This window comes from Bacillus sp. JH7, assembly GCF_001563515.1.
GTDB lineage: Bacteria > Bacillota > Bacilli > Bacillales > Bacillaceae_G > Bacillus_A > Bacillus_A cereus.
The window spans coordinates 1,947,840-1,966,977 of the sequence record NZ_LPUS01000001.1 but is presented as its reverse complement, the minus strand read 5'-3'; the positions used below and the strand labels follow the sequence as shown (position 1 = coordinate 1,966,977).

Genomic DNA, 19,138 nt, shown 5'->3' with positions numbered 1-19,138 from the left:
CGGTAAGATCCAAAAAGAATTGTTGTGTCACATTGTATTATTATATGTGCTCTAAAAATTTCCGAACCTCATTTGGAGATTTTAAAACAATAACCTTTTTCTCTTCGGACAATTGCTCTAACCCTTTTAAAATTGTAGGTCGTTTAGCATTAGGATATTTCCATATCCATTTAAAAAATTGCAAATCAAATCTTTCTTCACATCCCGCGCCCATATCTGGCCTTGTTTTATTCCGGTATTTTATAATTCTTTTAAAAGCACGATAAATACAAATTGTTCTATGAATATCAAGGAAGATAATTGTATCAGCTGCATTCAGTCTGATATCCATCGTCCCGCCATAATTCCCATCAATAATCCACTTCTCATCTTTAATTAAGTTATTTTGAACTGTTATTTGTTCTTCTCTCGGAACACCTTCCCAATTCGGTTTCCAAAATAATGCATCAAGATGATGCACCTTAATATTTAATTTATTTCCTAACTGCCTTGCTAATGTAGATTTTCCTGAACCACCAGAACCAATTAATATTATTTTTTTCATACCTTTACGATACATTCTATAACTTCTTCAATAGCTTCCTTATTAGCAAAAATCCAGAAGAACATTTCTTCATTTAACTTTAATAAATCTGGTAACTGGACAAAATAAGCAATAAAGATAATTTGAATTGAAAGCATAACATACCAAATAGCTTTTAGTTCTTCTTTCGTTAAATCATTTTGTTTATAATAACCTTCAAAGACTTTGCTAACGATATGTAACCATTTCCCTCTTAATCTTTCATTACTAAATAGCTCGCTTAATACACTTGTACAGCAATAACATAAATCAAATATTTTTACATTATTTTCTAAAATCTCAAAATCTATAAACCCTTCCAGTTTATCATCTTTAAAGATTACATTCGATAGATGCATATCACGATGAATAATTTGTCTCGGTAATGAATGGACCGTTTCCTTGAAAGCTGCGTGCATTCGCTCCATCTTTTGAATTACCTCTCGATGAACATACTCATTCTTTTCTAAAATCGGTATAGCCCATTCAAATACCATTTTATATAAATCTCTTTTTATTAACTCATGGTCACTATTCACCGAATGTAATGCTTTGTGCAGATTAGCTATTTCTTCTCCAATTGTACTTGCTAGCCTTTCCAGCTTATTCGTATCTTTTATTTCTAAAACACTTCCGGCAACATACTCATATAAGCAATAATATTTTTCTTTATATAATACATATTGTTCATCATTTTCTGTCTTTACTACTCTCTGTACTTTAATTCCCTTTTCATACAGTTGCTTCAAAACATCGAATTCAACTAGAAGTTGCTTTATCGATCCCGTTCTCTTTAAAATGTACTCTTTATTCTTGCATAAAACCTTCGCTACTTTTGGTTGCATTACAGTAGCTGTGACATGTTCATTTCGAAACCAAAGCTTTGCAATTTCCAGTGCTTGTTCCATTTACAAATACCCCTTTTACAATTCTTATTTCTTCCGAAAAATAACCTCACACAGTATTCCCACTCCAACACCAATTGTATAAGCCACTACATCACTCCACAAAAAAACGTATCCCAACACGAGTCCCCCCAAAGTCGTTGCACGAATGCTATCTATCCATTCCGCATGATACAATTGGCTCGCTTCAATCCCGTAGCAAAACATTAAACTAATAAAAGCCAACTTCTTCGTCTCTGTTTTAGGAAACAAAAATCCAAAGCCAGTGAAAATCATTAATGCCCATAATGCATCACCTAAATAATCATTTAATAGATGTGGTAGTGTAAAAGCAAACTTTCTTGAGCTAAGACCTAAAATAATAACAACTATAGTAAATAGTGCATATACTACTCTATTTCGTTTCGTATTCATTTTAAAGTCTCCTAATATGTAATGTAAAACTGTAAATAGCTAGTAAAACAAAGTTATTTTACTAGCTATTTATTGATTGCTTTTATGATAAGAAAATGTGGATTCATATTTAAATAATGATATGATTTTTCGCTTACTTCTTTCATTTTTTCAATTGCCTTCGGTTCCACTATCTCTTCTAATACAAAATAATTTGTAGTTTCATTTAGTATGTCTTGTAATGATCTTCTAAAAAACTTGACTTCAATAGTAATATTCGGTTTAACCCAAGTATCTATTAATAACTGTTTTTCAAAATAATTTTCACATGGAAACTTTGTGAAATCCATAAAAGGATGATGAATAGAATAAATAAGTTCTCCACCTGGCTTCAATACACGACGAAATTCTTGAAATACTTGATTCCAATTTTCTATATAATGAAGAGTTAATGAACTTACAATCACATCATACGTATTATCTTCAAATGGCAATGTTTCTTGCAGATCATGACAAAGGAACGTCGCTTCTTCTCCTATATTTTCTTTTGCTGCTTTTACCATTTCAGGACTTACATCAATTGCTGTAACATTTGCTCCTCTTCCTATGAATTGAGAAGTATACCATCCAGCTGCACATCCAGCATCTAATATCTTTTTTCCTTCTAGTTCCTTTGGAATAAGCTCCATCATCGCCGGTCTTTCATAATAACTGTTATATGGATTTGCGAAATCTAGATTTTCTTTATATGTACTCGCTAATTTATCATACGTATCTTTAATCGAATCTTTCATTACACACACTCCTAATACATATTAATCCATTAACTCCTGCTGCTTTTTCTTTGAAAATGATTGTAGTACTAAATCATACGACCAATCAATCATTTTATTAATTTGCTCCTGCTCTATACCCTTATGAATATAAACGGTATTCCAATGTTTTTTATTCATATGATACCCTGGAATAATTGTTTCTGGATAATCTTCTCTTATTCTTAATGCGACTTCTGGATTACACTTCAATGTAATCGCAGCCTTTTCACCTTCTTCATGATTTACTATCGCAAATATTTTATTATTAAGCCTCATACATGTTGCACTCCAGCCATCTGGAGAATCTTCTGTCGCTTTTCTTTTCGATAAACAGTACGCTCTTGTTGCATTCATTTTAATTGGCACCTCTTATTCTTTCCCTGTTTGATTACGATGCATCACAATTTGCTTCGTTGCTTGAAATTGCTGCTCACCGTAAAACTTTATTAGCTTCTCTCCGCAAAATAGACTAACAATATCAATATGAGATATTTCTCGAAGTAATATTGTAAGCATTTTCTCTCCAATACCTTTATTTCTTACATTCTCATGTACGACAACATCTTCAATGTATGCTCGAAAAACACCATCAGAAACGACTCTAGCAAATCCAACTAATTCATTTTCTTCCCATACTCCAATGGCTATACTATTCTTTAACATTTTTTCAATATCGACTTCTTTTCTTTCTGGCCACCAACCGACAGAATCATAAAGCTTCTTAATTTTTTCTGCACAGATTGGCTGTTCTTGTTGCAATTTATACGTGTACATATGCTTTCTCCCATCAATCAGTATACATAATATTATTATAATCTCTTTTCAAAAAAGTGCTGACTATGACCTTTTGGATGATCTTCAACGATACCATACTCTCGGTAACCGTGCTTTTTATAAAATTCTGGCGCTTGAAAACTAAATGAATCTAGCAATATTAATCTGCACCCTTTTTCCTTCGCAATTTCTTCAATTTTATGTAACAGTTGACTACCATAACCGTCATGACGAACTGATTTATCAACCCATAAAAAGTCGATATGAAGATGATAAAAATACATCGTACCTGTTACACCACCAAATATTTTTCCTTCTTCATTTTTTACTACGAGGCTTACTTTTTCCATCGGCTGTTTTACTTCATCTGTTAAGATGGACATATTATATTGAATGACTTTATTTTTAATGTATTCTCCTTCAATACGTGTACCGTTCTCTATATGTTTCATATACATTGCTTCCTTTCAACTTAGTAAGCTACATTTTATTTTTCCCCTTTAAAATACTAATCAAAACGAATCCACCATATGTAACAAAGCATGAAAAGCCAATTATCCCTGGTACAGAGACATAGCCTACCCTTATGTAATTTATAACTGCAAAACAAGCGATAGACAATAAAATAGATGGCCAAAATATAACAGCTATTTTTCTTCGCCCTCGTTTCGATGTACTTTCTTTCTCTTCAGAAACACGTGTGCCAAAAAGCAATACAATACAAATAAGGATCGCTGCAAAGTAAATTGTATCTAATGACAAATTGTGATCATATAGGGCGATTCCAACTTCAAGAGCAATAATCGTTAAAATTAAAATAATGATTGTTAAAGTCTTTAAGTTTCTTTTCAATCGCTCACTCCTAGCATGCTTTCACTATATTCTTTGTATATGTACTTTAAAACTACTGCAAAAGCTTCATCTACCTCTTTATTTTCACCGCGATTCGGTAAATCTTTTCCCCCAATCACATAAAGAAGTGGAAGTTCGTTAAACATTCCTATTATACCAATATTTATTGTAGCTGTGAGTAATCCACCTGTCATATGAGTTATATGATAATATGGAATTTCTTCATACTCTCCTTGCTGTCTTACCATGCCGCTAATAATTGGTTCCCATAATTCTGGTTCTGATTTATAACCTTGAAAGGTTTGTATGAAAAGGGCAAGAACTTCACTTAATTCTCCAACATTTTTCTCATCTCTAGCATTCTCTTGTATATGAATTTTTGAAAAGTACGTTTGTGCGTACATTTTCACAGCATCCCATCCACCACAGTGCATTACAACTGACTGTGCAACGTAACTATCATGACAAGCAATCATTACCTCTACCGCTTGACTAAGTGTTAAAGAAGTTCTTCCTTGTAAATGCGGATATAACTGCGCACTATCTTCATGTGGATTAAATTTAATGTAATGAAGTATATCATTCCAATTATGTTTATTTTCCTTCACCATTTGCGTTACTACAAATCCAATGACTAATTTTGCTGCTGATGCTAACGGAATATTTAATTCACTATTATACGAAGCAACTATACGATTATTTTTTGTAGAATAAATTTCCATTCCCACATAATTAGATTGTACCTCTTTTATTTTATTTATAACAGTTTCCATTTCTATCCCTCTTTTTATATCGTTATATTAACTTCTAATATTTCAACATTGAATGTAAAAAACCTTTTCATTAGCTATTAAAATAAGAAAAAGGTAGCATGAATTTTTTCTTGCTACCGAAAAATATTTATTCTTCTATAGGATTTTCAGGACCGTTAAGTTCCAGCTGATAAAAAGCTAAATCTAGCCATTTATTAAACTTATAACCAGCTTTTTTTATTGTTCCTGCATGAACAAATCCATAGTTTTGATGCAAGGCAATACTTTTCTCATTCTCTGCATCAATTCCAGCAATTAAGGTCATATACTCTCTTTCCTTTGCAATTTTGATTAATTCTTTCATTAATGAAGACCCAATGCCATTTTTTCTATATGCCTTATCTACATACACAGAATGTTCAACTGAATATTTATAAGCAGGCCACGCTCTAAATGGGCCGAATGTCGCAAATCCTACTACTTTATTATCTAATTCATATACGATAATTGGATACTCTTCAGCCTTTTTTTGTTCATACCAATCTATTCTATTTTCAAGGGTTACAGGTTTATACGCATATACAGCTGTTGTATAAAGTATCGCATCGTTATAAATATCTAAAATGTATGCTAAATCTTTTTTCGTTGCTTCCCTTATCATTATTTTCTTCCTTTCATCATGTTCACCTTATTTTACTATCTTTTTAATAGTTTTATTTTATCGAAATTTCCGATTTTTATCTACATACGAATACTAGCTTTTCGGAAACCATCAAATATATTTATTGCAGCAGATAACATGTAGAAGAAAATTCCTCCCCCAATGAGCCACGTTTTAAACTCCTCTGAGGAAATAGTAAATGCATTTGCCAAATACGTAATAAACCCTGCGTTAAATACATGTGGATTTACTACAATTACAATGAATACTATCGTCCCAGCTATTTGAAGAATAGCATTCCCAATCGCCAATCTTTGCGTCCATTGTCCCTGCACTAATTTATAAAGGGATATACATATTTCAAAAACGATCATAATTACAACGATTGGCCAGTACTGCAATAAAACATCTTGATTAAAAGTTGGCGAGACAAACTTCAGTCCATTTGCCGTACCGTTATATACGCCAACAAGATAATTCGCATAAAAGTAAAGTGTAGCCCAAACTGCTGTCCACATTAAACCTCCAAAAACTTCAAACTTCGAGATTGCTTTTTTCTTTGGGATATACGAGATGTTTTTCAAATCATCTGGTGTCCATTTTTTTAAACTTGTCGTCAACGGCTCGATACCTTTGTCTTTATCTGTTCTTTCTAAAATAACAAACACAAGTGTCAACCAGAAAAATACATGGAGGCCCACTTCAAAAATTCCCCCAATGCCTTTACCTATCAATTGTAAAATAACATTTAATACCGCTTGATCACCACTATAGCCTATAAAATTTTCTGCAACCATTGATATGAGTGCAATGACAGCTGCGATTGGTATAATCATTTTTAACAACGTTGTATATACATCAAAATAACGTGGTCCAATTAAATGCATCGGTCTATCCAAATAACCATTAGCCAATGAAACCGGACTCCCCAATTTTTCGAGAACGCTCTTTACATCTTTCTCATTATAATCTTCAGGTAACATATCATCTATAGTTGACCTTAGTTCAAGTGTAATATCTTCACGATTTTTTTCAGGTAATCTCTTCGCAACCTCTTGGATATAGAGATCAATTAAATTCATTCTCTTCCTCCTCCTTTAATAAGTTATAAAGTTCTTTCGAATCCTTTATCCATTCTTTTTTCAACTGCAAAAATATTTCTAATCCATAATCACTTAAAACATAATACTTACGAGGTCTACTCTCCGTTTTATCCCAACTACTCGTCACTAATTCCTGCTTTTCTAATCGGCGAAGTAGTGGATATAAAGTACTTTGATCAATTGTAACCCCTGATTGCTCCAATAACTGGACAAGTGAATATCCGTACTGCGGCGTTCTTAATTGACTTAAAACAGCTAACGTTAATGTCCCTCTTCTTAACTCAGTAATTAACGAGTTTAATAAAGTATCCATTCACTCACCTCATTTCCATTACTATATGTCATACAGTATGTGTTTTATACTATGTATCGTACAGTATTAGTGTGACAAAAACTATAATTTTTTACCAAAAACAGATAATGAAAAGCGCAAATTATATGATTTGTGCTTTTTTAGCTAAGTTATATATAACACTCTATAAGGTAACAACCTTAACTACTAATTTTGAAGTTCCAGTAATGCTATATTAAGTTACAAATATCGTATACATATGATGTGAACATAACATCTCACTATAGGAAGCTATAAAAACGGCGAATTACCATGCTTGAATAATTCCCGTTTTCAGCACCTAATCAACGTTATTTCCTTCATAAACTTCATCTTGTTCAAAATCTTTATTTTTGTTTGGTTTATTAGAGAAAAATAAAAAAACAATTAAATTAGGTTAATTGTTTTTCAAATACAAAATCTTTATTTTTTTAAATAACCTATGATATTCGAAAAGACAAATTCTCCAAATGCAAGTGGTATATAAATAAACCATAACTTTAATATTGCCTTTGTTTCTTTGTGATCAGAATCCCCCATTAAAACCAATCCTATCCTTTTTCTTCTAATATTTTCATTTTAATTCCAATAACAAGGAAATTATACCATTTATTAATGTTTTAGTCTATTTTTTCTGAAAATTAAATAAATAAAATTCTTGTATTCCCTCAATATTCAGATAAACATAATAACTTTTTTACGTTTCATCTTCAAAGTCAATAATGACTCCTGTTAGAACCGCTACATTACCAATCGATTGGATCCCGTGACCAATAAAATCCACCTTAAATTCTTCCCACTTTAATTTATGTAATGATATAATAACACTAAATTTTCAACACGTGCTTAATAGATTGGGGACGTATAATGGATAAACCTCTCACTGCATTACAAACTATTATTATACATATGAATACAACTGAGCATTGGCATGATTTTATTTGTTACTGTCAGCATCGCGAAGCGGGACTTCGAAAATTAGCTTTTAAACATTTAGAGACATTTATTACAAATGCAAAGAAATGGGAATCAAAAGATCAAGAAGAGTTTGCCATTTCGCTGTTTACTATTTTAGATGTATTAAACGAAAAAGATGAGGTCTTAACTTTCTCACTAAATAGTTTTCTAATTGACATTCTATATAGATGGACAGAAAACAACCCATTTGATTCAAGACCTTTTAGATGGATAGGAATTTATATGGACTCTAGCAATAAAGAAGACGATTTAGAAAAACCCCTTCGAAAAGCGATTGAATTAGGTGGTGATACCGAACAAGAAGCCATGATATACCTAGTTTCTAATTACATCAATACTTTAGAATTTGGTACACATGAATTCCCTTCAGGTTATTGCGGAGATTTAAGTGAATGTATAGAAAAACTTCCCTATATGCTTCAATTAATTGATAGAATTCAGAATAAGAACATAAAGGAGCAAAACATTGGGCAAATACAAGAACAACTACACCTTATTCTAGATTGGTTAAAACATACACAAATTCCAGTAGATGCCGTTCGTGTACGGGAAAAAGAACAAACTAAGGAATTAGAAAAGGTCATTGTATATTATTTACACAACAGCTCAAGTCGTTAATTCATCGTGTACAGAGATAATAAAGTTGTTTAAAAAACGCCAGTCATGTTATTCAACAATCGGGCTATATAACGGAATAAATCCTTGTAAAAATTAAAAATATTTGAAATAATCGTCATTAAGTTGAAGTAGAGCGATTGCAGAAAAAGGTGATACGACTTTTTCTTACTTAATAATTGCACGATAGTTAAAAAATTCAACTAATTATATTCCGAAAGGGTGTGTGTAGTATCTTATCAACTAATGTTTTTACTTATAAATCTAAGGATGGAAAAACAATAATAATTAGAGAAGCTAAAGAACAGGATGCAGAAAGAATACTAGATTCTGCTTCAAAAGCTTTAATAAACGCTCCATACATGCTAAGTACGGTTGAGGATGTAAAAAAGGTGCGTATCGATGCTATTCAAAAAACGTTAAAAGCTTATCATGAAAATCCAAATTATGTACAGTTTATTGCTGAAGTTGATGGTAAGTTAGTTGGTGCAATAGATTTTAAGAACGGAAACAAAGAAAAAATTAGTCATCAAGGGGCTTTTGCGATGACCATACTACCCGAATATCGAAATTATGGTATTGGAAGAGCTCTTCTAGAAACGTTAATCAATTGGGCTAAAAATAACAGTAAGATTGAAAAAGTTTGTCTTGAGGTAATGGAAGATAATCTAGGTGCAATCCAGTTATATAAGAATCTAGGCTTCTTTGAAGAGGGTAGAAAAGCAAAGGGTGTAAAATTGGATGGTGGCTATCAAGATTTAATATTAATGGCTTTATTCGTTTAAAATTGAACATTAATTTCAATATAAAAAGAGGGTCTTCATAGTCATCTCCCTGTTAAGTAGACAGTAATAGAAACCCTCTTTTTATATTTATCCCACATTAGCTTGCAGTAAAACTCCCCACTGATTATAGTTTCACTTTATTTTAATCCTTTAATTAAAGGTGACGCTTCCCCACTATGGAAAATCCATAGGTCATGAAGTGATCTCGTACATCCAACATATAGTAACTTTGCATCATGTTTTGTGTCTTTGTAATGTTCTTCATCCACATCAATTAAAAGCACCGCATCAAATTCTAAACCTTTCGCTAAATAGACAGGTACTACTGATATACCACCTTCATATTTACTTTGGTTTGCTTCAATTACGTTTACCGTTAATCCTGCATTTGTTAATTCCACATATATATCACGGCATTCATCTTCTGTTCTTCCGATTACCGCAATTGTTTTCACATCTGCATTTTGCAAATGTTTTACCGTCTTCACAATTTCAGTAAATTGATTTTCCGCATGAATTACTTTCACATCTTCTCCACTGCGGAAGACTGGTGTTGCGAGTCCTACTGGGATTTCTGCATTTTTAATTATTTCATTTGCAAATTCAATAATTTCTTTTGTAGAACGATAACTTCTTGTCAATTCATAATAACCGGTTTCTTGGAATACTTCCTTAAAAGCATTCCAATCTTCAATTCCTTGGTAATCATAAATCGCTTGCGATAAATCACCTAATATAGTGAAAGAATTACCTAATGTAATTTCTTTTAATACATAAACTTGGAAAGGCGAAAAATCTTGCGCTTCATCAATAACAACGTGATGAAACTTCTGCCCGATTTCAATCCCTGTTATACGATGATGTATGTATATTAAAGCTGGTAAATCTTCTACATACACTTCTTTTTTACGACAACTCTTTTCTGTTTCTTTAACAAGTTCTTCAGGTAATACCTCGAGTATTTCTTTACTTTTTACTATTGAACTATACAGTGAAAGAGCACTCATTTTCGGCCAAAACTTCATATATGCGTTCAGTCTCTTAGTCGCTTCTTTTTTAAGTAATTTTTTCTCGTTTGTTTCCCCGAATTTTTTAAGTTCAATTTCAATCCAGCGCTTCATTCGTCCTACTAATCGTTCTCTTCTTTTCTGTAAAGGATAATGTTTATATTCAACTTGCATCCATTTTTTAATATCTTCTACTGGAATAATCGCTCTATCCCACGCCTCAAAATCTTTTGTCGGAACTAACTCATTTTCAAATTGGATCATTCTCTCTTCAATAAACGTCTTAAATTCCAACGTACCCTTTAATTTACCTAGCATTATCTTCTTTTCATCACGATTAATTGAAAATGCTTCTTTCAATTTTTCTTCTGTCTGCTTTAGTTTCACTGAATCATCTAACGTACGTAATGCCCAATCCAGAAACGTTGTTTGACTAATATTCCCTACACCTAATTCAGGAAGTACACTCGAAATGTAGTCTAAAAACAGACTATTCGGCGCAAATACGATCATTCTTTCTGCTTCTAGTTGTTCACGATATTCATAAATTAAAAAAGCAAGGCGATGTAAAGCAATTGTTGTCTTTCCGCTCCCTGCAACCCCTTGAATAAGTAATGGTAAATTTCTTTCCGCTCGAATAATATCATTTTGTTCCGATTGAATCGTTGAAACAATATCCTTTAGCTTATTATCTTTATTCTCACCTAATCGATATAGAAGAAAATCATCGGCATGCGATACATCTTCATTTCCTTTTACATATGTATCAACAACACGTTCAAGTTCTCTTTTTCGAATGGAAATGTTTCGTTTTAAATACACATCACCTTCTACTAAGCCATCTGGTGATTGATAAAATGCTAATTCTTCTCCACCGGTAAATGAATAAAACATACTTGCGACAGGCGCCCGCCAATCAATAATGATTGGCTTCATCGTGTCCATATCCGAAACCCCTACTTTTCCGATATAAATCGGCATAACTTCTTCTTTTCCATCTTCCTGAAAATCTAACCTTCCAAAGTACGGCTCTTGCACACCAATACGTAAGTTTTGTCTATTAGACTCCCTCATACTTTCAAGAATTTGCTCTTTAAAATCTTCTCCATAATAAACCGGGGTTTTTTCAAGCTTATCCAATTGCTCATCCATCGTATGTAAAGTATCCTTCATTTTTTGTAACTCATCTTCAAATATGTTGCTCATTTCGACGATTCCCTCCTGTCCGTTCTAATTTTTCAGTCGAAGTATCATTGTATTAAAAACCCAATCATAAAGTCAATAGTTTCCGTTTAAATTTTCCGAAAAAACTTACTTTTCATCTTTCTAATTTAAAAAGAATATGCAACATCAAAATCACACAAATACACATATAGTATAGTGATGCATACAAAAGATACTACTTTCTATTTGTCTCCTATTTAATTTATCTATTAACAAATATTGTAAAAATTAAAGACTTTAATCAATGGGCGTTTTACTGCCCACAAATAGTAGGATAAATAAAAGTAAAGGAGGCTCTTCAAATGAATATTTTGAATCTATCTCAAGATTAAATATGCTTCTATCTGGCTGTATCCTTATGGTTTGTTGGTCAATTATGTATGTTGAAATATATAGACTTACAAAATCAGTCTGGCCATGTGTTATCATGCATGCAATCGAGGATGCTGTTCCTACTGTTTTAGTTACAATAACAGGGATTATTACTCTTACAAACAGTAGTGATTTTTGGTTAAATCCTACTAGCGGGGTCGCTGCTACTGTTTTATTTCTCGGAATTGGAATCGTACTAAGAACTATAAGAATAAAAAGAGAACGACAATTATTCACACAATAAAAAGCAGATAATGAATTCGTCATTATCTGCTTTCCGATTTTTAAAACTACCTTATTATATTTTTTGATACATAAGCCAATCACCAGAATCTATAACTTTCTTTAACATCTTTTTATTCTGAGCGATATACACATATGCCTCAATTTCCCTATCAGCAACATATACTGTTTGCGTGATTCGATCATATAAATCAGTCTCCGCATTACCTGTATATTCTTCTAGTTCATCTAACTTACACAATATCTCATCATTTACTACATAAACTTCTCCATACACCTGTTCTTCAATCGAATAAGTCATGGCCGGATATCCTTCATTCGTATCAAATAATTTTCCATATGTCCAAGCTCTGTCTGCGATGCATGTTGCACCTTGCATATAATGAGCATTCGTTTGTCCTCTTCTTAATGTGCCATAAACGAACACATGATACATAAATTCTTATCCCCTTTATATGTCTCTACTTTCTTATTTGTAAATAAGCACGAATCATAAAGTAACTCACTTCATTCGGAAGCTGTTCTTTAATAGATTTCAGCCCACCCTCTGCATTTTGAACGGCAGTTTCAATAAGAGATTCATACTCTGCTGGAACAAAGCTTTGCCAATCTACTTCCATTCCATCCTCATAGCAGCGAATTAAATGGTTTTCAATTGTTTGTCTTGATAAGTTACGTTCTTTTGCAATCTCATTCAAATCAATACCTTGTTTATACATTTCATATGTTTCTAAATGAGAATTTGCGGACGCTTTTCCTGACTTTTTACGCTCTGAAACTACTTCTGTCTTAATCGTTTCAGCATAATTTGGATTTTCCTCAATAAAATGCTGAACTGCTTGTAAGAAGTGCGAGCCATATTTCACAAGTTTGTGTTCTCCGATACCTTTTACCGTCAACAATTCGGAATCACTTTGCGGCATTTTCACACACATATCTTTTAATGTTTGGTCAGAAAAAATAACGAACGGAGGTACACCTTCTCCTTGTGCAATTTCTTTACGTACTTCACGAAGCACTTCAAATAAAGGATGGTCTTGAACAATTTGTCTTGTCTCTACTCGTTCTTTTCGTAAAACATTCTCTTTACCAAGTAATACTTCTTTCCCTTTTTCAGTTACTTTTAACGTCGGATAAGTGCCATGTTCAACTGCAATTAACTCGTCTGAAATTAAAAACTCAATAAACTCACTGACCTCTTTTACACTACGGTTCGATAAAAGCCCATACGTTGGTAAAGTATGAAAATTAAATTCAATAACTTTCTTATTTTTCGACCCAGTTAATACTTGCGCTATCATTTGCTTTCCAAAGCGTTGGTTCGTTCTAATCATGCATGATAAAACCATTTGTGATTCTCTTGTCACATCGATGCTCTCGCGATTGTCTGTACAATTACCACAGCGTCCACAATCTTCTTTCGGTTCTTCTCCAAAGTATTGCAAAATGAATGATTGTAAACATTGTTCTGTATGACAGTAATCGGTCATATTTTGCAATTTTTCAAGTTCATTTGAAAAACGTGATTCTCCAGTTGATTGATCAATTAAAAAACGCTGTACTTGTACATCTTGAGAAGAATATAACAATATACATGTACTATCTAATCCGTCACGACCAGCACGTCCTGCTTCTTGATAGTAACTTTCCATATTTTTTGGAAGCTGATAATGAATTACGTAACGAATATTCGATTTATCAATACCCATCCCGAATGCAGATGTTGCTACCATTACACTTACTTCATCTCGTAAAAAGAGTTCTTGTTGCTCATTTCGATCACTATCACTCATACCAGCATGATATTTTGATACAGAAACACCTGCCTTCATCAAATCTTCATATAACTGATCGACTACTTTTCTAGTAGCTGCATATATAATCCCAGATTCCTTTTGATTTTGACGAATATAATCCGCCAAATATGCATTTCGATCTTGCCCTTTAATGACAGAAAACGATAAATTCTCACGCTCAAACGTTGTCATAATTGTATTTTCTTGATTAATTTCAAGTGTGTTACAAATATCATCACGTACTTGCGGTGTTGCTGTTGCTGTTAATGCTAATATGAGCGGTTTTTCTGGAAGATAATCTAATATGCGATGTATATGTAAATAACTTGGACGGAAATCATGTCCCCACTGTGAAATACAATGTGCTTCATCAATCGCAATCATAGGGATTTTCATATCGATAAGTTGGTCAACAAACTCCATCGAATCAAGACGCTCAGGCGCCACATAAAGTAACTTGTAATGTCCTTGTTTCGCTAATTGAATTCGCTGATTTGCTTCTGCAATAGATATAGAACTATTAATATATGTAGCTGAAATGCCATTCTGTACCAATGTATCTACTTGATCCTTCATAAGTGATATTAAAGGTGATATAACCAACGTCGTTCCTTCAAATACTAATGCCGGAATTTGATAACAAATCGACTTACCGCCACCCGTTGGCATAATACAAACCGTATCTTTCCCATCTAGTACATTTTTAATTGTTTCATCTTGTCCTCTTCGAAACGAAGAATAACCAAAGTAGGACGCTAAAAGTTCTTGTGCTTTAGTAAACAAAAAAGAGTCACCCGCTTTTCTTTATCTTTCATCTACTTCTATTATATCAATCACTTATGCGACTTGAAAGGGATGATTAGATGCTTATTGTTTTTTCATTATTCTATGTTTCTTCACTTATTTAATATGAATTAGCATCATTATTTTATATGTTTTACAACATTTATAACGTAAATCCAGTACACAAGAAGAAAGAGTTTCAATTTAAATGTTCATTTTATTTCCCTTTCTTGAATACTACTAATCGTATACATATAAATTCAGGAGGTTACTATATGAAACATCGTAATACGAGGTCCATCACGGCAAAAACGAAAACAAAACAACTCCAATTCTCTAATAATGATGCGTGGAAATATGAATCATACTATAAGTATCAGCCATTATTCTCTTATAAAAAGCTTTTTAATTTTCTTTCTCAACTTTTTAAACGTTAATATATGCGCAAAAAATATATTATTCACAGAAGTTTTCTCAATATTAAACATATAGACTTACTACAATTGAGTTGTTAACATATATAATAATCTGTTGGATAAACCCCTTAAGTTGACCTGCTTATATTAGCAGGTCTTTTTCATAATTACATACTTCTATGCACCTCAATCTCACTTCCAAATCTTTTCTCCATTTTATAACCATATTTAACTCCCAACAATTAATGATAATCATAAATTGTTGGGAGTTAAATTGTTCACATATAATTATGCAATTCTTCTTTCTCAATACACAAAACACATTTTACTTGTTACTATAAAAGTACTCCAGATGAGTTTTTTGCTCATCGACATTATCTAGTTATTGGGGCCTGCCGCGGGAAGCAGGTCCCTTTGACTGTATGAAGGTCCCAATTTCATTTGGACACATTTACCAGGTTTTTTCAAAAGAATTTTATGATAACATTACGTAGTCGAGTCCGACATCTCGGCAATACCCTTTTGAGGGTCTGTAACTTCCCTTGCAGACCCTCTTTTGCTTTATATTCAAATTATTCATATATATCACAACATCATTCATTGAATTTCTCCATTTCAAATTCCCTAAAAATAATCTAGGACACGGAACTAAAAATAAATCTTCATCATACTTTGAGTTATACATGTTCAAAGGAGTGTTACTATTTATGTATTCTTATTGGCAATCGTATTACTCCCCCTACCATAACCCTTATGTAAACTATGATTTATCCGTACGGAACTACCGAATTAGTAAAAATGAGAATTTTTTAAAAGGATATATGCGTTCTTTATGGGAACAACACGTCGCTTGGACGAGATTGGCTATTATAAGTATAGTATTTAATTTACCAGATGTTAACGTTACTGTTGGACGACTTCTACAAAACGCAACACATATGGGACTATCACTTGAACCATTTTACGGTGAAGATGCAGTAAAAAAATATAGTGCATTAATTAAAGATCACTTAGTAATTGCAGCGGATCTTGTTAAAGCCGCAAAAGCTGGTAATCAAAATGCAGCGGCCGCTATAGAGAAAAAATGGTACGCTAATGGTGACGCAATTATTGAATTCCTTAACAGAATCAACCCATATATAGATAAAGAAGAATTTAGAAAAATGTTTTATGAACATTTAGCACTAACGAAAGCAGAAGCACTTGCCTTCCTAAATAAAGATTATGAAGCAGGAGTAAAACTTTACGATAAAATTGAAAAAGAAGCATTAGAAATGGCTGACATGATAACAAACGCAATCGTAAAACAATTCCCGCAAGTATTTCAATAAAGTGAAACTTTAATCAGTGAGGGGTTTGTTCATCCCCCACTGATTATCAGCTCTCACCAATCGGCTTATTTAGTTTTCTCTCCATGATATTTCACCTCTCCTCTTTACATTTAGCTTATATCGATATATTTTATTAATATCCGTTTTTTATAGGAGGAAATAGTTTGATTAACGCGATTGGTCTCGTTTTTATACTTACAAATAAACACGAGAAAAAAAAGAAAGTTTACTTAAATGAAAAATTTGCACTAATAGATATTATTGATTCTAAAGAAGTATTTGATGATGAAGGGAATCCTTTAGTAGAACTAACATGTAAATACAGTATATATTTAGATGAAAAATATTACTGTAAATCTCTCGATGATTATACCGGACAAGTCTTTCCTTTCTTAAGTGCAAAAATAGGAAAAGGTCTTCTAAGAAACTTAAACTATTACTTTTCTTACGTTGATGCCTATGATAAGAAACCACCAGTTAAAGAAATAAGACCACTTATGAAACAAGTAACTAACAGATAGCCAAAAATACCAAAAAAAGAAAGCATCTAATCCTGGATGTTTTCTTTTTTATTAAAAACTCATTAACTTTCATCCTCTTCTAAAAGTATGTATCCAAGCATATTTTAAATTAAAAACATTGGAGGATTAGAGTGAATGAAATACTCAGAAACAATTATAAGCAAACGACTTCGAATACTTAAAATGACGGGTATGTTTTTCATGCTAGTGTTAATAGCATGGATTGGCTATACAAAATTACTTTATGAAAACGGCTTTCTTCAAGAAAAAAAGAATTCAGTAGAAGTAATGAACACTAGCATTACAGGAGAAATAGAGCAGCTTTTTCATATAAACTTGCAAGGTTATCGAAAAACAAGCCTTGATGCTGTTATAGAAGCCAGTAAAACCGATCCAAGTGAACTATCCTTAATTGAACTAGTCAACAAATCCTGCTCGCGAGATTGCATAGGTGAACCAGTTACATATGTAAACTCAAACAATGGATATATCTTTTATAAGGAATCTAATGGAACTAATGTAGCTATAACGGTTAAAAAGAAAGACAAATGGGTAATTGTAAAGAAATCTGTTCAAGATGGAATATAATCACCCAAAAAAAGAGTACGCATCGTACTCTTTTTTATTATTAATACCCTTCCTCTTCATGCCTACAATGGCATTTCGCTTTTGTTTTACAATGACATTTTTCACACTCACACTTCGGTTTCTCTTTGCAACAACACTCGTGAAAATCATTGCGCTTACATCTACATCTCCCAAACATTAAATCATCCCAAAATTTATTACAATCTTGAAAATGTCCACAATGACAAGTATTTCTCATAAATATGCTTCCTCCTTGATAGAATTCATCATATTCTATGTTTGAAAGTATACAAAGGCTTGTTTATTAGTCTATTTTCTCCATATTATAAGTAGAGTTAAAAGATTAAATAAAAATAAAAACCGTCACATGACGGCTCTTATTTTTATTTAGCAAACTACTTTTATCTCACGTACTCATAGTACCATTTACGTGCATCTAACCAAGCTGTAAATTTATCGATATTCCCGGACGGATAGCCATTCGTTATAGCATAACCAATGCCATCTTTTTGAACGACAATTTGTCCATCAATACCCGCATCAACCATAGCTTGAGCCAAAGCTTGTAAATTACTAAATGCTACACCACCAGTTTTTACTTTGAGCAAATCCGCTGCACCTCCTCCAGTTTGTCCTGTAAGAGCAAATACAATAGAATTAGCGATTTTATCAACATTCCATTTTGCCATGTCGGATTCATTATCAATAAACCCTAATTCAATAAGAATAGCCGGTGCCTTCGTTCCATTTAATACTGCTAAATCTGTACGTTGTTTCGCACCTCGATCACGCCATCCAATATCTTTTGCTAGTTGAGCTGAGATTTTAGCCGCCAAATCTTTCTGATCATAATATAAAACCTCAACACCCTGTCCATTTCCATCACTTGCATTAAGATGAAAAGAAATAACTAAATCCACAGCATGGGAATTGCTATTCCGAATGATATTATTTAAATTTTGTGATTGAGTTGCCCCTACCTCGTCCGTATCGTCATAAACCGTGTGTCCTAGGGCTCTTAACTTAGCCGCCACGGCATCTTTAACTTGCCTATCTAGAACGTGTTCTTTCCGATTCCCGAAATTAGCACCTTGAACAATACTATTGTGTCCTCCGTGCAAACTATATCTAGCCATTATTCATCAACATCTCCTTTCTTAATATCTTATTCAAAACTTGTCTTATTGCTATTCCCACTTACAATCTTAACTGTGCCCATACGTCCTACATTTTCTAAAAGTGACGCAATTTGTTTTTGATATAAAAAAGCTATCGCTTCATAAATCGAATGATTTATTCTCTAAATTACTTTTACATGAATGACGACACGA

General features: G+C 32.8%; 23 protein-coding genes and 1 pseudogene. 7 read left to right on the top strand and 17 right to left on the bottom strand.

Translation table 11 applies throughout. The features are described from left to right. Nucleotides 1-40: 40 nt before the first annotated feature. From AU379_RS09975 to AU379_RS09920, 12 genes are all read right to left on the bottom strand, one after another. The gene (locus AU379_RS09975) at nucleotides 41-544 is read right to left on the bottom strand and encodes a DNA topology modulation protein (protein ID WP_058839821.1); all 504 of its coding nucleotides are present in this window, start codon (nucleotides 542-544) and stop codon (nucleotides 41-43) included. Further along, the gene (locus tag AU379_RS09970) at nucleotides 541-1,470 is read right to left on the bottom strand and encodes a phosphotransferase (protein ID WP_000434098.1); all 930 of its coding nucleotides are present in this window, start codon (nucleotides 1,468-1,470) and stop codon (nucleotides 541-543) included. The genes AU379_RS09975 and AU379_RS09970 overlap by 4 nt, the downstream gene beginning before the upstream one ends. Nucleotides 1,471-1,494: 24 nt before the next feature. Continuing rightward, a complete protein-coding gene (locus AU379_RS09965; protein WP_061139186.1) occupies nucleotides 1,495-1,881 on the bottom strand; it encodes a DUF2809 domain-containing protein in 387 nt (128 codons plus the stop codon). Between the two features lie 65 nt (nucleotides 1,882-1,946). Beyond that, entirely contained in the window at nucleotides 1,947-2,654 is a 708-nt protein-coding gene (locus tag AU379_RS09960; protein ID WP_000655256.1) for a class I SAM-dependent methyltransferase, read from the bottom strand. A 21-nt stretch (nucleotides 2,655-2,675) separates the two neighbouring features. Beyond that, on the bottom strand, nucleotides 2,676-3,029 hold the full coding sequence (locus AU379_RS09955; RefSeq protein WP_000994626.1) for an MmcQ/YjbR family DNA-binding protein: 354 nt from the start codon (nucleotides 3,027-3,029) through the stop codon (nucleotides 2,676-2,678). Between the two features lie 15 nt (nucleotides 3,030-3,044). Then, entirely contained in the window at nucleotides 3,045-3,449 is a 405-nt protein-coding gene (locus AU379_RS09950; protein WP_000288969.1) for a GNAT family N-acetyltransferase, read from the bottom strand. Between the two features lie 35 nt (nucleotides 3,450-3,484). Continuing rightward, a complete protein-coding gene (locus tag AU379_RS09945; RefSeq protein WP_000680418.1) occupies nucleotides 3,485-3,901 on the bottom strand; it encodes a GNAT family N-acetyltransferase in 417 nt (138 codons plus the stop codon). 28 nt (nucleotides 3,902-3,929) lie between these two features. Continuing rightward, nucleotides 3,930-4,301, bottom strand: a complete 372-nt coding sequence (locus AU379_RS09940) for a hypothetical protein (RefSeq protein WP_000827981.1) — start codon at nucleotides 4,299-4,301, stop codon at nucleotides 3,930-3,932. Continuing rightward, nucleotides 4,298-5,074 (bottom strand): class A beta-lactamase, encoded by a 777-nt coding sequence (locus tag AU379_RS09935; protein WP_061139185.1) that lies wholly within the window; start codon nucleotides 5,072-5,074, stop codon nucleotides 4,298-4,300. The genes AU379_RS09940 and AU379_RS09935 overlap by 4 nt, the downstream gene beginning before the upstream one ends. Nucleotides 5,075-5,201: 127 nt before the next feature. Further along, nucleotides 5,202-5,714, bottom strand: coding sequence for a GNAT family N-acetyltransferase (locus AU379_RS09930; protein ID WP_000617511.1), 513 nt, complete (start codon nucleotides 5,712-5,714; stop codon nucleotides 5,202-5,204). A gap of 80 nt (nucleotides 5,715-5,794) precedes the next feature. Further along, a complete protein-coding gene (locus tag AU379_RS09925) occupies nucleotides 5,795-6,796 on the bottom strand; it encodes a hypothetical protein (RefSeq protein WP_001048879.1) in 1,002 nt (333 codons plus the stop codon). Next, complete coding sequence (locus tag AU379_RS09920) at nucleotides 6,783-7,130, bottom strand: PadR family transcriptional regulator (protein ID WP_000380301.1); 348 nt, start codon at nucleotides 7,128-7,130, stop codon at nucleotides 6,783-6,785. The genes AU379_RS09925 and AU379_RS09920 overlap by 14 nt, the downstream gene beginning before the upstream one ends. Before the next feature lie 885 nt (nucleotides 7,131-8,015). Between AU379_RS09920 and AU379_RS09915 the strand changes: the two genes are divergently transcribed. Both AU379_RS09915 and AU379_RS09910 read left to right on the top strand, forming a co-directional pair. Beyond that, complete coding sequence (locus AU379_RS09915) at nucleotides 8,016-8,744, top strand: hypothetical protein (RefSeq protein ID WP_061139184.1); 729 nt, start codon at nucleotides 8,016-8,018, stop codon at nucleotides 8,742-8,744. Between the two features lie 221 nt (nucleotides 8,745-8,965). Then, the gene (locus AU379_RS09910) at nucleotides 8,966-9,526 is read left to right on the top strand and encodes a GNAT family N-acetyltransferase (RefSeq protein WP_172794109.1); all 561 of its coding nucleotides are present in this window, start codon (nucleotides 8,966-8,968) and stop codon (nucleotides 9,524-9,526) included. A 137-nt stretch (nucleotides 9,527-9,663) separates the two neighbouring features. Here AU379_RS09910 and AU379_RS09905 read toward each other — a convergent pair whose 3' ends face one another. Next, a complete protein-coding gene (locus tag AU379_RS09905; protein WP_000065177.1) occupies nucleotides 9,664-11,739 on the bottom strand; it encodes a UvrD-helicase domain-containing protein in 2,076 nt (691 codons plus the stop codon). A gap of 319 nt (nucleotides 11,740-12,058) precedes the next feature. Here AU379_RS09905 and AU379_RS28835 point away from each other — a divergent pair. After that, nucleotides 12,059-12,373 (top strand): annotated as a pseudogene (locus AU379_RS28835) (CPBP family intramembrane glutamate endopeptidase); the annotation flags it as partial. Between the two features lie 54 nt (nucleotides 12,374-12,427). On the opposite strand, the gene AU379_RS09895 reads toward AU379_RS28835, so the two are convergent. Beyond that, complete coding sequence (locus AU379_RS09895) at nucleotides 12,428-12,808, bottom strand: gamma-glutamylcyclotransferase (protein WP_000274915.1); 381 nt, start codon at nucleotides 12,806-12,808, stop codon at nucleotides 12,428-12,430. Nucleotides 12,809-12,833: 25 nt separating this feature from the next. Beyond that, nucleotides 12,834-14,951, bottom strand: a complete 2,118-nt coding sequence (gene recQ / locus AU379_RS09890; RefSeq protein WP_061139183.1) for a DNA helicase RecQ — start codon at nucleotides 14,949-14,951, stop codon at nucleotides 12,834-12,836. A 275-nt stretch (nucleotides 14,952-15,226) separates the two neighbouring features. Here recQ and AU379_RS30525 point away from each other — a divergent pair, with 275 nt between their 5' ends. From AU379_RS30525 to AU379_RS09875, 4 genes are all read left to right on the top strand, one after another. Further along, complete coding sequence (locus AU379_RS30525) at nucleotides 15,227-15,388, top strand: hypothetical protein (protein ID WP_000682746.1); 162 nt, start codon at nucleotides 15,227-15,229, stop codon at nucleotides 15,386-15,388. 686 nt (nucleotides 15,389-16,074) lie between these two features. After that, nucleotides 16,075-16,698, top strand: coding sequence for a hypothetical protein (locus AU379_RS09885; protein ID WP_000287725.1), 624 nt, complete (start codon nucleotides 16,075-16,077; stop codon nucleotides 16,696-16,698). 164 nt (nucleotides 16,699-16,862) lie between these two features. Then, nucleotides 16,863-17,219, top strand: coding sequence for a hypothetical protein (locus AU379_RS09880; RefSeq protein WP_000606231.1), 357 nt, complete (start codon nucleotides 16,863-16,865; stop codon nucleotides 17,217-17,219). Between the two features lie 135 nt (nucleotides 17,220-17,354). Then, entirely contained in the window at nucleotides 17,355-17,807 is a 453-nt protein-coding gene (locus AU379_RS09875) for a hypothetical protein (protein WP_000877571.1), read from the top strand. Here the strand turns inward: AU379_RS09875 and AU379_RS30520 are convergent, their stop codons facing one another. Next, complete coding sequence (locus tag AU379_RS30520) at nucleotides 17,808-17,981, bottom strand: hypothetical protein (protein ID WP_000503011.1); 174 nt, start codon at nucleotides 17,979-17,981, stop codon at nucleotides 17,808-17,810. A gap of 227 nt (nucleotides 17,982-18,208) precedes the next feature. Then, nucleotides 18,209-18,943: an N-acetylmuramoyl-L-alanine amidase gene (locus AU379_RS09870; protein ID WP_044584544.1), complete on the bottom strand. Its 735-nt coding sequence runs from the start codon at nucleotides 18,941-18,943 to the stop codon at nucleotides 18,209-18,211. Between the last annotated feature and the right edge of the window lie 195 nt (nucleotides 18,944-19,138).

Coding starts and splice junctions, on each gene's coding strand:
- AU379_RS09975 (WP_058839821.1), bottom strand. CDS start 544: ATGAAAAAAATAATATTAATTGGTTCTGGTGGTTCAGGAAAATCTACA.
- AU379_RS09970 (WP_000434098.1), bottom strand. CDS start 1,470: ATGGAACAAGCACTGGAAATTGCAAAGCTTTGGTTTCGAAATGAACAT.
- AU379_RS09965 (WP_061139186.1), bottom strand. CDS start 1,881: ATGAATACGAAACGAAATAGAGTAGTATATGCACTATTTACTATAGTT.
- AU379_RS09960 (WP_000655256.1), bottom strand. CDS start 2,654: ATGAAAGATTCGATTAAAGATACGTATGATAAATTAGCGAGTACATAT.
- AU379_RS09955 (WP_000994626.1), bottom strand. CDS start 3,029: ATGAATGCAACAAGAGCGTACTGTTTATCGAAAAGAAAAGCGACAGAA.
- AU379_RS09950 (WP_000288969.1), bottom strand. CDS start 3,449: ATGTACACGTATAAATTGCAACAAGAACAGCCAATCTGTGCAGAAAAA.
- AU379_RS09945 (WP_000680418.1), bottom strand. CDS start 3,901: ATGAAACATATAGAGAACGGTACACGTATTGAAGGAGAATACATTAAA.
- AU379_RS09935 (WP_061139185.1), bottom strand. CDS start 5,074: ATGGAAACTGTTATAAATAAAATAAAAGAGGTACAATCTAATTATGTG.
- AU379_RS09930 (WP_000617511.1), bottom strand. CDS start 5,714: ATGATAAGGGAAGCAACGAAAAAAGATTTAGCATACATTTTAGATATT.
- AU379_RS09925 (WP_001048879.1), bottom strand. CDS start 6,796: ATGAATTTAATTGATCTCTATATCCAAGAGGTTGCGAAGAGATTACCT.
- AU379_RS09920 (WP_000380301.1), bottom strand. CDS start 7,130: ATGGATACTTTATTAAACTCGTTAATTACTGAGTTAAGAAGAGGGACA.
- AU379_RS09915 (WP_061139184.1), top strand. CDS start 8,016: ATGGATAAACCTCTCACTGCATTACAAACTATTATTATACATATGAAT.
- AU379_RS09905 (WP_000065177.1), bottom strand. CDS start 11,739: ATGAGCAACATATTTGAAGATGAGTTACAAAAAATGAAGGATACTTTA.
- AU379_RS09895 (WP_000274915.1), bottom strand. CDS start 12,808: ATGTATCATGTGTTCGTTTATGGCACATTAAGAAGAGGACAAACGAAT.
- AU379_RS30525 (WP_000682746.1), top strand. CDS start 15,227: ATGAAACATCGTAATACGAGGTCCATCACGGCAAAAACGAAAACAAAA.
- AU379_RS09885 (WP_000287725.1), top strand. CDS start 16,075: ATGTATTCTTATTGGCAATCGTATTACTCCCCCTACCATAACCCTTAT.
- AU379_RS09875 (WP_000877571.1), top strand. CDS start 17,355: ATGAAATACTCAGAAACAATTATAAGCAAACGACTTCGAATACTTAAA.
- AU379_RS09870 (WP_044584544.1), bottom strand. CDS start 18,943: ATGGCTAGATATAGTTTGCACGGAGGACACAATAGTATTGTTCAAGGT.